Source organism: Wenzhouxiangella sediminis (assembly GCF_003410055.1).
In the GTDB taxonomy this organism is placed as follows: Bacteria; Pseudomonadota; Gammaproteobacteria; order Xanthomonadales; family Wenzhouxiangellaceae; genus Wenzhouxiangella; species Wenzhouxiangella sediminis.
On sequence record NZ_QUZK01000049.1, the window covers coordinates 1 to 15,572 of the forward strand.

The 15,572-nt window shown below is 62.3% G+C and carries 11 protein-coding genes and 1 tRNA gene; all 12 read right to left on the reverse strand.

Going from position 1 to position 15,572, the window contains the following annotated elements:
- Nucleotides 1–93: 93 nt before the first annotated feature.
- The 12 genes from fusA to DZC52_RS13780 all read right to left on the reverse strand — a co-directional run bounded on the left by fusA (nucleotide 94) and on the right by DZC52_RS13780 (nucleotide 15,416).
- Nucleotides 94–2,187, reverse strand: coding sequence for an elongation factor G (gene fusA, locus DZC52_RS13725; protein WP_116651722.1), 2,094 nt, complete (start codon nucleotides 2,185–2,187; stop codon nucleotides 94–96).
- A 24-nt stretch (nucleotides 2,188–2,211) separates the two neighbouring features.
- Nucleotides 2,212–2,682: a 30S ribosomal protein S7 gene (gene rpsG, locus DZC52_RS13730; protein WP_116651723.1), complete on the reverse strand. Its 471-nt coding sequence runs from the start codon at nucleotides 2,680–2,682 to the stop codon at nucleotides 2,212–2,214.
- A gap of 12 nt (nucleotides 2,683–2,694) precedes the next feature.
- Nucleotides 2,695–3,069 (reverse strand): 30S ribosomal protein S12, encoded by a 375-nt coding sequence (rpsL, locus tag DZC52_RS13735; protein ID WP_116651724.1) that lies wholly within the window; start codon nucleotides 3,067–3,069, stop codon nucleotides 2,695–2,697.
- Between the two features lie 196 nt (nucleotides 3,070–3,265).
- On the reverse strand, nucleotides 3,266–7,480 hold the full coding sequence (gene rpoC, locus DZC52_RS13740) for a DNA-directed RNA polymerase subunit beta' (protein WP_116651725.1): 4,215 nt from the start codon (nucleotides 7,478–7,480) through the stop codon (nucleotides 3,266–3,268).
- Nucleotides 7,481–7,498: 18 nt separating this feature from the next.
- Nucleotides 7,499–11,581: a DNA-directed RNA polymerase subunit beta gene (rpoB, locus tag DZC52_RS13745; RefSeq protein ID WP_116651732.1), complete on the reverse strand. Its 4,083-nt coding sequence runs from the start codon at nucleotides 11,579–11,581 to the stop codon at nucleotides 7,499–7,501.
- Between the two features lie 172 nt (nucleotides 11,582–11,753).
- The gene (rplL, locus tag DZC52_RS13750) at nucleotides 11,754–12,134 is read right to left on the reverse strand and encodes a 50S ribosomal protein L7/L12 (protein WP_116651726.1); all 381 of its coding nucleotides are present in this window, start codon (nucleotides 12,132–12,134) and stop codon (nucleotides 11,754–11,756) included.
- A 46-nt stretch (nucleotides 12,135–12,180) separates the two neighbouring features.
- Complete coding sequence (gene rplJ, locus DZC52_RS13755) at nucleotides 12,181–12,708, reverse strand: 50S ribosomal protein L10 (RefSeq protein WP_116651727.1); 528 nt, start codon at nucleotides 12,706–12,708, stop codon at nucleotides 12,181–12,183.
- 397 nt (nucleotides 12,709–13,105) lie between these two features.
- Nucleotides 13,106–13,798 (reverse strand): 50S ribosomal protein L1, encoded by a 693-nt coding sequence (rplA, locus tag DZC52_RS13760; RefSeq protein WP_116651728.1) that lies wholly within the window; start codon nucleotides 13,796–13,798, stop codon nucleotides 13,106–13,108.
- Nucleotides 13,798–14,232, reverse strand: a complete 435-nt coding sequence (gene rplK / locus DZC52_RS13765; protein WP_116651729.1) for a 50S ribosomal protein L11 — start codon at nucleotides 14,230–14,232, stop codon at nucleotides 13,798–13,800. The genes rplA and rplK overlap by 1 nt, the downstream gene beginning before the upstream one ends.
- A 179-nt stretch (nucleotides 14,233–14,411) precedes the next feature.
- Nucleotides 14,412–14,945 carry a transcription termination/antitermination protein NusG gene (nusG, locus tag DZC52_RS13770; protein ID WP_116651730.1) on the reverse strand — a complete coding sequence of 178 codons (534 nt, stop codon included), beginning with the start codon at nucleotides 14,943–14,945 and terminating at the stop codon, nucleotides 14,412–14,414.
- Nucleotides 14,945–15,319: a preprotein translocase subunit SecE gene (secE, locus tag DZC52_RS13775; protein ID WP_116651731.1), complete on the reverse strand. Its 375-nt coding sequence runs from the start codon at nucleotides 15,317–15,319 to the stop codon at nucleotides 14,945–14,947. Before secE ends, nusG begins: the two co-directional genes overlap by 1 nt.
- Nucleotides 15,320–15,340: 21 nt before the next feature.
- Nucleotides 15,341–15,416 (reverse strand) — tRNA-Trp (locus DZC52_RS13780).
- Nucleotides 15,417–15,572: the final 156 nt, after the last annotated feature.

The following is a 15,572-nucleotide window of genomic DNA, read 5'->3' on the forward strand; positions in this document are numbered from 1 at the left end:
AACGTGACCGATCGTGCCCACGTTGACGTGCGGCTTGGTGCGTTCAAACTTTGCCTTGGACATAACTGCTAATCCTCTTCAGATTTCTCGCGCCTACGCGCTCTTCTTCATGATGTTTTCGGCCACACTGCTCGGCGCCTCTTCGTACGCAAGAAACTCCATCACGTAGTTGGCGCGACCCTGACTCATCGAGCGCAGGTCGGTGGCATAACCGAACATTTCCGACAGCGGAACGTTGGCACGGATGATCTTGCCGGCCGGGGCGTCTTCCATTCCCTGGACCAGTCCGCGGCGACGGTTCAGGTCACCCATGACGTCGCCCATATACTCTTCCGGCGTCACAACCTCGACCTTCATGACCGGCTCGAGAATGACCGGCTTGGCCTTCTGGGCACCGTCCTTGAACGCCATCGAACCGGCGATCTTGAACGCCATTTCGCTGGAGTCGACTTCGTGGTAACTGCCGTCGTACAGAGTGGCCTTGATATCGACCATCGGGTAGCCGGCCAGAACACCGTTCTGCATGGCCTCCTCGATACCCTTGTCCACCGAGCTGATGTAATCCTTGGGCACGACCCCGCCGACAATCTGGTCGACGAACTCGTAGCCACCGCCCTCGCCGTTGGGCTCGAGCTTGATCTTGACATGACCGTACTGGCCGCGGCCGCCGGACTGGCGGACGAACTTGCCCTCGGCCTCGACCGGCTGGCGAATCGTTTCGCGGTAGGCCACCTGCGGCTTACCCACGTTGGCCTCTACCTTGAACTCGCGCTTGAGGCGATCGACGATGATGTCGAGGTGAAGCTCGCCCATGCCGGAAATGATCGTCTGCCCCGACTCTTCGTCGGTGCGCACGCGGAAGGAGGGATCCTCCTGGGCCAGCTTGCCCAGCGCGATACCCATCTTTTCCTGATCCGCCTTGGACTTCGGCTCCACGGCCACGGCGATCACCGGCTCCGGGAACTCCATGCGCTCGAGCGTAATCACGTCAGACGGATCGCAGAGGGTGTCACCGGTGGTGACGTCCTTCAGACCCACCGCAGCAGCGATGTCGCCCGCGCGCACTTCCTTGATCTCCTCGCGGGAATTGGAGTGCATCTGCAGCAGGCGCCCGATGCGCTCCTTCTTGCCCTTGACCGGGTTGAACACGGTATCGCCAGCCTTGACCACGCCCGAGTAGACCCGGAAGAAAGTCAGCGAGCCCACGTAGGGGTCGGTGGCGATCTTGAACGCAAGCGCGGAGAATGGCGCCTCATCGCTGGACGGGCGACGCTCCTCCTCTTCGTTCTCGTTGACACCGCGGATGTCCTTCACCTCGGTCGGGGAAGGCATGTATTCCACGATGGCATCGAGCAGCGCCTGCACGCCCTTGTTCTTGAAGGCCGTGCCGCACAGAACCGGAACAATCTCGTTGGCCAGGGTCTGCTCGCGCAGGCCCTTGATGATTTCCTCGTCGCTGAGCTCGCCGCTCTCGAGGTACTTTTCCATCATCTCCTCGGAAGCCTCGGCGGCGGATTCGACCAGGTGCTCGTGGGCGGCTTGCGCCTCATCCTTGAGCTCGTCCGGAATCTCACGGGCCTCGTAGGTCGTGCCCATGTTGTCGACATCCCAGTAGATGGCACGCATCTTCACGAGGTCAACGACACCTTCAAAATCTTCTTCAGCGCCGATCGGCAGCTGGATCGGAACCGGGCGCGCACCCAGGCGCTTGCGAATCTGCTCGACGACGCGATGGAAGTCCGCGCCCATGCGGTCCATCTTGTTGATGAACGCCATGCGCGGCACTTCGTACTTGGTGGCCTGGCGCCACACCGTCTCGGACTGCGGCTCGACGCCGCCGACGGCGCAGAAAACGGCCACGGCACCGTCGAGCACGCGGAGACTGCGCTCGACCTCGATGGTGAAGTCGACGTGACCCGGGGTGTCGATGATGTTGATCCGGTATTCCGGCCAGTCCTTGTCCATACCCTGCCAGAAGCAGGTGGTGGCGGCAGAGGTAATCGTGATGCCACGCTCCTGCTCCTGCTCCATCCAGTCCATGACGGCATTACCGTCATGCACTTCACCGATCTTGTGCGAGATGCCGGTGTAGAACAGGATGCGCTCGGTCGTGGTCGTCTTGCCGGCATCGATGTGAGCCATGATGCCGATGTTCCGATAGCGCTCAATGGATACCTTGCGTGACACGATATGAACCTCGCTACTTGCGACTTACCAGCGGTAGTGCGCGAAAGCCTTGTTGGCTTCGGCCATCCGATGGGTGTCTTCGCGCTTCTTGACGGCGGAGCCGCGCTCTTCCATGGCATCGAGCAGCTCGCCGGCCAGGCGGCGCGGCATGGTGTTTTCGCCCCGCTTGCGGGCGGCATCGATCACCCAGCGCATGGCCAGCGCCTGCTGACGCTTCGGCCGTACTTCGACCGGCACCTGATAGGTGGCACCACCCACACGCCGGGACTTCACCTCGACGGCCGGCGCCACGTTTTCGAGCGCCTTCTCGACGGCGGCCAGCGGCTCGGCATTACCCTTGCCCTCGATCTCCTCGATGGCGCCGTAGACGATGCGCTCGGCGACAGACTTCTTGCCGTCCATCATCACCATGTTGATGAAGCGGGCGATCATCTCGCTGCCGAATCGGGGATCCGGCAGGATGTCGCGCTCAAAATTCGAATGCTTGCGTGACATTGTCTAGTTCCGTCAGTTCTTCGGACGCTTGGCGCCGTACTTGGAGCGACCCTGGCGGCGATCGGAGACACCGGCGGTATCCAGGCTGCCGCGCACGGTGTGATAGCGCACGCCGGGCAGATCCTTCACACGACCGCCACGAATCAGCACCACGGAGTGCTCCTGGAGGTTGTGCCCTTCGCCACCGATGTAGCTCGTCACCTCGTAGCCGTTCGTCAGGCGCACACGCGCCACCTTGCGAAGCGCCGAGTTCGGCTTCTTCGGCGTGGTGGTGTACACGCGGGTGCAGACGCCACGCTTCTGAGGCGAAGCCTCGAGCGCCGGCACGTTTGATTTTGATTCCTGGGGCCGCCTCGGTTTGCGGACCAACTGATTGATCGTCGCCATAATTTTTTGGTATCACAAGAAAACAAACGACAGGCCGCAAACCCGGCCTGCCGAAGAACGAGAATTCTAAGGGGTTGTGGGGGTGGTGTCAACACCCGGCGCTGTCTATTTGCGCTGGGAGGGCACTTCGGGGGCTGACGCCCGGCCTCGAGGGCCGCGACGCCGGAGTCCGACGCCGCAACCAGGTCGGAGGGGCCTACTCCTCGGCGTCGCCGCCGGCCGATTCCTCGACCTTGGCCTCTTCCGCGTCGGAGGCTCGCAGCAGCGCAGCCAGCTCGGCATCGGCCTCCTCGTGACGGCGCTCCTTGCGGCGCTGGGCAGCGATCCGCCCGGTACCCGCCGGAATCAGACGCCCGACGATCACGTTTTCCTTCAGGCCGCGCAGGCTGTCGACGGTGCCGCGGACGGCCGCGTCGGTCAGCACGCGCGTGGTCTCCTGGAAGGAAGCCGCCGAGATGAACGACTCGGTGGCCAGCGACGCCTTGGTGATGCCCAGCAGGACGCTCTGGAAGCGCGGCGGAACCTTGCCGGACTCCTCCAGGCGTTCGGCCTCTTCGATGGCGCGGGTACCTTCGACCTGCTCACCCTTGAGGAAGCTGCTGTCGCCCGGATCGGTCACCTCGACCTTGCGCAGCATCTGGCGGATCACCACCTCGATGTGCTTGTCGTTGATCCCGACCCCCTGCAGGCGATAGACGTCCTGAATTTCCTGCACCAGGTAGTCCGCCAGGCGCTCGACGCCCAGCAGTCGCAGGATGTCGTGCGGGTTGGGCTCGCCGTCGACGACGGTTTCGCCCTTGGCCACGTGCTCGCCCTCGAACACCAGCACCTGGCGCCACTTCGGGATCAACTCCTCGTGCGTATCGCCGTTCTCGTCGGTGATTACCAGGCGCTGCTTGCCCTTGGTTTCCTTGCCGTAGCTGACGACACCGGAAGCTTCCGCCAGGATGGCGCCTTCCTTGGGCTTGCGCGCCTCGAAGAGGTCGGCAACCCGGGGCAGACCACCGGTGATGTCGCGGGTCTTGGACGATTCCTGCGGAATTCTCGCGACCACGTCGCCGACCTTGATCTCCTGCCCGTCGGAACAGTTGATGACCGCCCCGGCCGGCAGATAGTACTGCGCAGGCTGCTCGGTACCGGGAATGTTGAGCACCTTGCCCTTCTTGTCGAGCAGGCGAATCATCGGACGCAGGTCCTTGCCTTCCGAGCCGCGCTTCTTCGGGTCGGTGACCACCATCGAGGTCAGGCCGGTGACTTCGTCGACTTCTTCTTCGACGGTCACGCCGCCGATGAAGTCGTGGAAGCTGGCTACCCCGGCGAGTTCGGCGATGACCGGATGGGTATGCGGGTCCCAGTTGGCCACCTGCTGGCCGACGTCGACGGAATCGCCCTCCTTGACGTGGAGCAACGCACCGTAAGGAATCTTGTAGCGCTCGCGCTCCCGGCCGTGGCTGTCGATGACCGACAGTTCGCCGGAACGCGAAACCGCGACAAGCTTGCCATCCACGTTCTCGACCGACTTGAGGTTGTACAGCCGGACCGAGCCGCCCGACTTGACCTCGATGTGGTCGACGGCGACGGCACGCGAGGCGGCGCCCCCGATGTGGAAGGTCCGCATGGTCAGCTGGGTACCCGGCTCGCCGATGGACTGGGCCGCGATCACGCCCACGGCCTCGCCCTGGTTCACCACCGAGCCGCGGGCCAGGTCACGACCGTAGCAGGCCGCGCAGATGCCGTGGCGGGTGTCGCAGGTGATCGGCGAACGCACGAAGACCCGGTCGATCCCGTTTTCTTCCAGGATGTCGACCCACTCCTCGTCGAGCAGCGTGCCGCGGGGGCACAGCACTTCGTCGCTGTCGGCGGGGTAGATGTCTTCGCCGACCACACGGCCGAGGATTCGCTCGCCGAGCGGCTCGACGACATCACCACCTTCGACGATCGGCAGCATCTCGAGGCCGCGCTCGGTGCCGCAGTCCTCTTCGATGACGACCAGATCCTGGGCCACGTCGACCAGGCGACGGGTCAGGTAACCGGAGTTGGCGGTCTTGAGCGCCGTGTCCGCCAGACCCTTTCGCGCCCCGTGGGTCGAGATGAAGTACTGGAGGACGTTGAGGCCCTCGCGGAAGTTGGCGGTGATCGGCGTTTCGATGATCGAGCCGTCCGGCTTGGCCATCAGGCCGCGCATACCGGCGAGCTGACGGATCTGCGCCGCCGAACCACGCGCACCGGAATCGGCCATGATGTAGATCGAGTTCATGGAGTCTTCCTCGATCTCGTTGCCTTCGCTGTCGATGCGCTGACGCTTGCCGATGCGCTTCATCATGGCGCGGGCGACTTCCTCGTTTGTGCGCGACCAGATATCGACAACCTTGTTGTAGCGCTCACCCGAGGTCACGACGCCGGAAGCGTACTGATCCTGGATGTCGACGACTTCCTTTTCAGCGCGCTCCAGAATCGCCTTCTTCTCGGGCGGAACCTGCAGGTCGTCCAGGCAGATCGACACCCCGGCGCGCGTGGAGTATGCGAAACCGGTGTACATCAGCTGGTCGGCGAAGACGACGGTCTTCTTCAGGCCAAGCTTTCGGTAGCACTCGTCGATCAGCTTGGAGATCTGCTTCTTCTTGAGCACCTGGTTGACCAGTTCGAACGGAAGGCCCATCGGCAGGATTTCGCGCAGCAGGGCACGGCCGACCGTGGTCTCGTAGCGATTGAAGACCTCGGATTCGGTACCGTCCTCGGCGATCTCGATTTCGCGGATACGCACGGTGACGGCGGCCTGCAGTTCGACCTTCTGGTTCGAGTAGGCGCGATTGACCTCGGCCACGCTCGAGAAATACATCCCTTCGCCCTTGGCGCCTGCGTTCTTTCGGCTCATGTAGTACAGACCCAGGACGACATCCTGGGTGGGCACGATGATCGGCTCGCCACTGGCCGGAGAGAGGATATTGTTCGATGACATCATCAGCGCGCGCGCTTCGAGCTGGGCTTCCAGCGAAAGCGGCACGTGGACGGCCATCTGGTCACCATCGAAATCGGCGTTGAAGGCGGTACAGACCAGGGGGTGCAGCTGGATGGCCTTGCCTTCGACCAGCACCGGCTCGAAGGCCTGGATACCCAGACGGTGCAGCGTCGGCGCACGGTTGAGCAGGACCGGGTGCTCGCGGATGACTTCCTCGAGGATGTCCCAGACTTCCGGCTCTTCGCGCTCGACGAGCTTCTTGGCGGCCTTGATCGTCATGGCCAGGCCGCGGCGCTGCAGCTTCGAGAAGATGAACGGCTTGAACAGTTCCAGCGCCATCTTCTTCGGCAGGCCGCACTCGTGCAACTTGAGCGTCGGGCCGACCACGATGACCGAGCGGCCCGAGTAGTCGACGCGCTTGCCCAGCAGGTTCTGGCGGAAGCGACCCTGCTTGCCCTTGATCATGTCGGCCAGCGACTTCAGCGGACGCTTGTTGGTGCCCGTGATGGCGCGACCGCGGCGGCCGTTGTCGAGCAGCGCATCAACCGACTCCTGCAGCATGCGCTTTTCGTTGCGCACGATGATGTCGGGGGCGTTGAGCTCGAGCAGGCGCTTGAGGCGGTTGTTGCGGTTGATTACGCGACGGTACAGATCGTTGAGATCCGAGGTCGCGAAGCGGCCGCCGTCCAGCGGCACCAGCGGTCGCAGGTCCGGCGGCAGCACCGGCAGCACCGTCAGGATCATGTACTCGGGCCGGTTGCCCGACTCGATGAACGCCTCCATCAGCTTGATTCGCTTGGACAGGCGCTTGATCTTGGTCTCGGAGTTGGTCGCCGCGATTTCCTCGCGCAGCTGCGCCAGCTCGGAGTTGAGATCGATGTTCTTGAGCAGTTCGAAAACCGCCTCGGCACCCATGCGGGCATCGAACTCATCGCCGTATTCCTGCATCGCGTCGAGGTACTCCTCGTCGGTCAGCAGCTGGCCGCGCTCGAGCATCGTCATACCCGGGTCCAACACCAGGTAGGACTCGAAGTACAGGATCCGCTCGATATCCCTGAGCGTCATGTCCAGCATCAGGCCGATGCGGGACGGTAGCGACTTCAGGAACCAGATGTGGGCCACCGGCGAGGCCAGGTCGATGTGACCCATGCGCTCGCGCCGCACCTTGGTCAGGGTGACCTCGGTACCGCACTTCTCGCACTTCACGCCGCGGTGCTTCATGCGCTTGTACTTGCCGCACAGGCACTCGTAGTCCTTCACCGGCCCGAAGATGGCCGCACAGAACAGGCCCTCGCGCTCCGGCTTGAAGGTCCGATAGTTGATGGTCTCCGGCTTCTTGACTTCGCCGAAGGACCAGGAACGGATCAGCTCCGGTGGAGCCAGGCCGATGCGGATGGCGTCAAATTCCGTGATCTGGTTCTGACGCTTGTACAGGTTGAAAAGGTCGCGCACTTGCTGCCTCCTCCGAAATCAGGACTCTTCGAGTTCGATGTTGATGCCCAGCGAGCGGATTTCCTTCACCAGAACGTTGAAGGACTCCGGCATACCCGCGGTCATCTGATAATTGCCGTCGACGATTGACTTGTACATCTGGTTACGGCCCTGCACATCGTCGGACTTGACGGTGAGCATCTCCTGCAGCGTGTACGCCGCGCCGTAGGCCTCCAGCGCCCAGACCTCCATCTCGCCGAAGCGCTGGCCGCCGAACTGGGCCTTACCGCCCAGAGGCTGCTGCGTCACCAGCGAGTACGGACCGGTCGAACGGGCGTGCATCTTGTCGTCGACCAGGTGGTTGAGCTTGAGCATGTACATGTAGCCGACCGTGACCGGGCGATCGAACGGGTTCCCCGTTCGACCGTCGTAAAGCGTCATCTGGCCGGTCTCGGGCATGTCGCCCATCTTCAGCAGCTTCTTGATGTCTTCCTCGTCGGCACCGTCGAAGACCGGGGTTCCCATGGGAACGCCGCCCTTGAGGTTTCCGGCCATCTCCATGACCTCTCCCTCCGTGAACTGTTTCATGTCCACGCGGCCTTCCATGTCCGAGTTGTAGATCTCGCCAATGAACTTGCGGACCTTCTCGGTCTTCTCGTTGGCCTCGAGCATCTTCTCGATCTTGCGGCCGAGACCGCGGGCGGCCAGCCCCAGGTGCGTTTCTAGCACCTGACCGATGTTCATGCGCGAAGGCACGCCCAACGGGTTGAGGACGATGTCGACCGGCGTGCCGTCTTCCATGAAAGGCATGTCCTCGGTCGGGACGATGGTCGAGATCACGCCCTTGTTGCCGTGACGGCCGGCCATCTTGTCACCCGGTTGCATACGTCGCTTGACGGCCAGATAGACCTTGACCATCTTGAGAACAGCCGGCGCAAGTTCGTCGCCGCGGGTGATCTTTTCCTTCTTCTCCTCGAAGCGCTTGTCGAATTCCTTGCGCTGCGCCTCGATCTGGCGGGCTGCGCGTTCGAGCAACTCCTGCGCTTCCTCATTGCGCATGCGAAGCTTGAACCAGTCGTCGCGCTTGAGCTCGGCGAGGTAGGCTTCGGTCACCTTGGCGCCCTTCTTCAGGCCCGACGGCCCCTTGTCGGCCACCTTGCCGACCAGCACCGATTCGAGGCGCGCAAAGATGGCGTCTTCCATGATGCGAAGCTGATCATCAAGGTCCTTGCGGACCTGGCGGATCTCTTCCTTCTCGATGGCGATGGCCCGGGCGTCCTTTTCCACGCCTTCGCGGGTGAAGACCTGAACGTCGATGACCGTACCATCCATGCCCGTGGGCACTCGCAGGGACGTATCCTTCACGTCGGAAGCCTTCTCGCCGAAGATCGCGCGCAGCAGCTTCTCTTCAGGCGTCAGCTGCGCTTCACCCTTGGGAGTGACCTTGCCGACCAGGATGTCGCCGGCCTTGACCTCGGCACCAATGTAGACGATGCCGGATTCGTCGAGCTTCGCAAGCGTCGACTCGCCGACGTTGGGGATATCGGCCGAAATCTCCTCCGAACCCAGCTTGGTATCGCGGGCCACGCAGGTCAGCTCCTCGATATGGATCGAGGTGAAACGATCTTCTTCGACCACGCGCTCGGAAATGAGGATGGAGTCCTCGAAGTTGTAGCCGTTCCAGGGCATGAAGGCGCAGAGCATGTTCTGGCCCAGAGCCAGCTCGCCCAGGTCGGTCGACGGGCCGTCGGCCAGTACGTCCTTCTTCTCGACCTTGTCGCCCACCTTGACCAGCGGACGCTGATTCATGCAGGTGTTCTGGTTGGAGCGTTCGTACTTGACCAGGTTGTAGATGTCGACGCCCGGGTCGTTCTCGCCCACCTCGTCGTCGTTGGCGCGGACGACGATGCGGCCGGCGTCGACCTGGTCGACCGTGCCGCCGCGCTTGGCCACGGTAGTGACGCCGGAATCGGTCGCGACCGAGCGCTCCATGCCGGTGCCGACGAGCGGCTTGTCGACACGCAGGGTCGGCACCGCCTGGCGCTGCATGTTCGAGCCCATCAGAGCGCGGTTGGCGTCATCGTGCTCCAGGAATGGAACCAGGGATGCGGCTACCGAAACGATCTGGCGCGGCGAGACGTCCATGTAGTCGATCTCGTCGGGGCGCTTGAGCGTGAACTCACCCTGGTAACGACAGGGGATCAGCTCGTCCTTGAACTTCTTGTTCTTGTCCAGGTCCGCGTTGGCCTGTGCAATGACGTACTCGCCTTCCTCGATCGCCGACAGGTACTCGACCTCATCGCCGACCTTGCCGCCGCTGACCTTCCGGTAGGCGGTTTCGAGGAAACCGTACTGGTTGGTGCGGGCGTAGCAGGCCAGCGAATTGATCAGACCGATATTCGGGCCTTCCGGCGTCTCGATCGGGCAAAGGCGGCCGTAGTGCGTCGGATGCACGTCGCGCACCTCGAAACCGGCGCGCTCGCGCGTCAGGCCGCCCGGGCCGAGCGCGGAGACGCGGCGTTTGTGAGTGACTTCCGACAGCGGGTTGTTCTGGTCCATGAACTGCGACAGCTGCGAGGAGCCGAAGAACTCCTTGATCGCGGCGGCCACCGGCTTGGCGTTGATCAGGTCCTGCGGCGAGGAGCCTTCGCTCTCGACGGTCGTCAGGCGCTCGCGCACGACGCGCTCGACACGGACCAGGCCGATGCGGAAGGCGTTTTCCGCCATCTCGCCCACCGAACGCACGCGCCGGTTGCCGAGGTGGTCGATATCATCGACCGTGCCGTTACCGTTGCGGATGTCGATGAGCACCCTCAGGACCTCGAGGATGTCGTCGCGATCCAGGACACCCGGACCCTCGATTTCCTTGCGGCCCACGCGGCGATTGAACTTCATCCGGCCAACGGCCGACAAGTCGTACCGGTCGGAAGTGAAGAACAGGTTCTGGAACAGGTTCTGCGCCGCTTCCTTGGTCGGCGGCTCACCCGGACGCATCATCTTGTAGATTTCCCACAGCGCCTCGAGCTCGTTGCTGGTGGGGTCGATGCGCAGGGTGTTGGAGATGTAGGGGCCCTGGTCGAGGTCATTGACGTAGAGCACGTCGAACTTCTTGACCTTGGCCTCGCGCATCGCTTCGAGGGCTTCCTCGGTAATCTCGTCGTTGGCCTTGGCCACCAACTCACCCGAATCGGTATCGACGATATCGTGGGCCAGAATCTTGCCGATCAGGTAATCATCGGGAACATCGAGCGTCTTCACGCCCGCCTCTTCGATCAGCTTGACGTGGCGCGCGGTGATCCGCTTGTCCTTTTCGACGATCACGTTGCCCTTGGCGTCGGCGATATCGAACAGGGCCGACTCGCCGCGCAGGCGCTGCGGCACCAGGTCGATCTTGGCGTCGCCCTTGCGCAGCGTGACCCTGGTCTTGTCGAAGAAGTAGTCGAGCATTTCCTCTTCGGTCATGCCCAGCGCACGCAGCAGGATCGTCACCGGGAGCTTTCGGCGGCGATCGATACGCGTGAAAATGCAGTCCTTCGGGTCGTACTCGAAGTCGAGCCACGAGCCGCGATACGGAATAACGCGCGCGGAATAGAGCAGCTTGCCCGAGGAGTGAGTTTTGCCCTTGTCGTGATCGTAGAATACGCCCGGAGAGCGATGCATCTGGTTGACGATCACTCGCTCCGTACCGTTGACGATGAACGTGCCGGTGTCGGTCATCAGCGGGAGGTCGCCCATGTAGACGTCCTGCTCCTTGACCTCCTTGACCCGCTTGTTCTTGGCCGGGCTGTCCTTGTCGTAAATGACCAGGCGAACCTTGACGCGCAGGGGCGCGGTGTAACTCATGCCCCTGAGCTTGCATTCGGTCACGTCGAACTCTGGGTCGCCGAGCTCGTAGCTGACGTATTCCAGCGCGGCATTCCCCGAATAACTGGTAATCGGGAAAACCGAACTGAGCGCACCGTGCAGCCCCGACTCCTGGCGGTCGGCTTCACCGACGCCCAGCTGCAGGAACTGCTTGTAGGAGTCAATCTGGGTTGCCAGAAGAAACGGCACTTCGAGCACCTGAGGGTGCTTGCCGAAATCCTTTCGAATACGCTTCTTTTCCGTGAAGGAGTAGCTCATGAGCGTCTTTCCCACCTGGTGTTGCGTCGGCCGGGACTTGTCATACAATGCTGCCGTGGCACCCGGTTACATCCCTGGGCAGCGACCACTTGCGTGGTACAAACGGGAACGGGCCGGGCACCTTTCAGGCACCCAGCCCTGCTTCCATCAATCAGCTGAATATGCGGAATGGTTACTTGACCTCGACGGTCGCACCCGCTTCTTCCAGCTGCTTCTTGATGTCTTCGGCTTCGTCCTTCTCCACGCCTTCCTTGACCGGAGCCGGAGCGCTTTCGACCAGTTCCTTGGCTTCCTTCAGACCCAGGCCCGTGATGCCACGGACGGCCTTGATGACGCCAACCTTGTTGTCGCCGAAGCTGGCGAGAACCACGTCGAATTCGGTCTGCTCTTCGGCAGCGGCGGCTTCGCCACCACCAGCAGCAGCACCGGCCACGGCCACGGGGGCAGCAGCGGACACGCCGAACTTTTCTTCCATGGCTTCGATGAGGTCGACAACCTCCATCACGCTCATTTCGGAAATAGTTTCGAGAATATCGTCTTTGGAAACGGCCATTTTCAATTACTCCAAAATAGGTTTTGCTTGATAGTCAAAAAATGATTCAGGCAGCTTGCTTGCTGTCGCGAACCGCCGCGACCGTGCGAACCAGCTTGGTGTGCGGCTCGGCAAGGGTGCGGACAAACTTCTCGATCGGCGCCTTCATGACACCCATCAGCATGGCGATTGCCTGATCGCGCGTCGGCAGCTTGGCCAGGCGATCGAGCTCACTTGCATCGTGAAGCTCGGCGCCGACCGCCACGAGGCGTGCAACCAGCTTTTCGTTCTCCTTGGCGTAGTCCTTGATCAGGCGCGCTGCGGCGCCCGGGTCTTCCATGGAAAACGCAAACAGCAGCGGGCCGCTGAGGCCCTCGCTCATGCATTCAAAGTCCGTACCCTCAACGGCACGCTTGACCAGCGTGTTCTTGGCAACCTTCAGGAATACGCCTTCGCTGCGCGCTTTCTTGCGCAGTTCGGTCATATCGCTGACGGTCAGCCCACGGTACTCGGCAGCGACTGCAGAGTGAGCAGACTTCGCCGCATCGGCGACTTCCGCCACCACTGCCTTCTTTTGCTCGAGTGTGAGCGCCATTGGCTACCTCCATTGAGTTCGGATCACCGATACTGTTCGGCGACCCATACCACCCGGACCCGAAAGTCCGGACCTACTGGTGGCCGTTTCTCCCGTAGCATCGGGATAGTCGGGCGACACCATCTGCGCGGGCGGCCCTTTCGGACCATTACCGCCGCCGGTTCATCACCGGCTTCGACCCGCGGTCTTGGACGGGCGCTTCCCCGAGAGGAAGCGAACGCCCGGAAGAAGGAAAGGTTTCAGGGTTCAGGGTTCAGGGTTCAGGGCGGGCTTTCGTGAACCTTGTGCTTCACGTCCGGCCCCGCACCGCTTCCTGATCCTCGTCACCCGATCTCCAATCCTCCTCCAATTCTTTTCCTGAAACCTGAAGCCTGAAGCCTGAAACCTTCTTCCAGGATCAAACGCTCAGGCTGCTCGTGTCGACGCTCAGACCCGGACCCATGGTGGTCGACACCGCGATCTTGCGCAGGTACTGGCCCTTGGCAGCCGGCGGCTTGGCCTTGACCAGCTCGCTGACCAGCGCCTGCAGGTTTTCGCGCAGGGCATTGACATCGAAATCGGCCTTGCCGATGGTGGAGTGCACGATACCGGCCTTGTCGATCCGGAACTGCACCTGGCCGGCCTTGGCGTTCTTGACCGCCGTCTCGACGTCCGTGGTGACCGTACCCACCTTCGGGTTGGGCATCAGGCCGCGCGGACCCAGCACCTGGCCGAGCTTGCCGACCACGCGCATGGCGTCGGGCGTGGCGATGCACACATCGAAATCGATCGTGCCACCCTTGATGGTTTCGGCCAGGTCGTCCATGCCGACGATGTCGGCACCGGCGGCCTCGGCCTTTTCGGCATTCTCGCCCTGGGCGAAAACGGCCACGCGCACACTCTTGCCGGTACCGTGCGGCAGGACCAGCGCGCCACGGACCACCTGATCCGACTTGCGCGGGTCGACACCCAGGCGAACGGCGACGTCGACCGATTCGGTAAACTTGACCTTGCTCATCGACTTGAGCAGGTCCAGGGCTTCGTCAACGCCGTAGACCTTGCCCGGCTCGATCTGTTCGCGAATCGCGCGAATACGCTTCGACTTGGCCATCACTCGACTCCTTCCACGTTCAGGCCCATGCTGCGCGCGCTTCCGGCAATGGTGCGCACGGCGGCGTCCATGTCGGCTGCGGTCAGGTCGGGCTCCTTCATCTTGGCGATCTCTTCCAGCTGCTCACGGGTAACCGTACCCACCTTCCTGGTGTTCGGCTCGCCCGATCCCTTCTGGATCTTGGCTGCCTTGCGCAGCAGCACCGCCGCCGGCGGAGTCTTGGTGACGAAACTGAAGCTGCGATCGTTGAAAACGGTGATCACGACCGGAATGGGCAGACCCGGCTCGACATCCTGGGTCTGGGCGTTGAACGCCTTGCAGAACTCCATGATGTTGACGCCGTGCTGACCCAGCGCCGGGCCCACGGGCGGGCTCGGGTTGGCCTGTCCGGCCGGCACCTGCAGCTTGATGTAACCGGTGACTTTCTTAGCCATGTTGTACTCTCTCCTCGGGTTCCGGCGCCGGGTCACATAGGACCTTCGGCTCCCCGTTTGGTTCAAATGCCGGGGCTGCAATCGCAGACCCGGGTTTCGTCGCTCCCTCGATCGGCGCCGTGCCGCTCAAGGAAGATCCCGGATCGGGGTCCGGGATCGAGACACTGTAACGCGCAGCGTTACAGTTTCTCGACCTGATTGAAGTCCAGCTCGACGGGGGTGGATCGACCGAAGATCGATACCGCCACCCTGAGCCGGCTCTTTTCGTAGTTGATCTCTTCGACCACACCACTGAAATCGTTGAACGGACCTTCCGTGACCCGGACCATCTCGCCGGGCTCGAACAGCACTTTCGGCCGCGGCTTGTCGACGCCTTCCTGAACACGTTGCAGGATCGCGTCGGCCTCGGCCTTGCTGATCGGCGCGGGCCGATCCTGGCGGCCGCCGATGAAGCCCATCACCTTGGGCACGTCCTTGACGAGGTGCCAGGTATCGTCGTTCATTTCCATTTCCACGAGCACGTAGCCCGGGAAGAACTTGCGCTCGCTGCGCCGCTTGACGCCCTTGCGCATCTCGACCACCTCTTCGGTGGGAACGAGAATCTCGCCGAACATGTCTTCCATGCCCGCACGCTTGACGCGCTCCTCGAGGGAGCGCTTGACCGCCTTCTCGAAGCCCGAGTAAGCGTGAACCACGTACCACTGCTTGGCCATCAGCTGCCCCCGGCGCCGATCAACTGGCGAATGACCCAGCCGAAGATCGTGTCGAGGATAAACAGCACGATGGAGGCGATGATCGTCAGCACGATCACCACGAGCGTGGTCTGCACGGTCTCGCTGCGCGTGGGCCAGACAACCTTGCGACGCTCGACGTCGGCTTCACGCAGGAAGGAAAAGAATTCCCGCCCGCGTGTGGTCTGGGCAATCACAAAAGCCGCGATCACGATCGCGACCAGCAGCCCGACAGCCCGAATCGGCGTGATGACATCACCGGAAAACTGGTAGAAACCATAGAAACCGGCGGCCACAATCAGCAGCCCGATGGACCAAATCAGGTAGTCGCGTGCAGACGTCTTTTCAGCAGCCATTGAGTTGCCTTGCTTGATCGGTGGCAGGCGAGGAGGGACTCGAACCCCCAACCTGCGGTTTTGGAGACCGCTGCTCTGCCAGTTGAGCTACTCGCCTATAAAACTCGAGAAAGTTTTCAGGCTTCAGGGTTCAGGTTTCAGGAAAACCGGGCCGAAGCCCACCCTGAAACCTGAAACCTTCAACCTGAAACCTTCTTCATCATTCGATAATCTTCGACACCACGCCGGCACCCACGGTGCGGCCGCCTTCGCG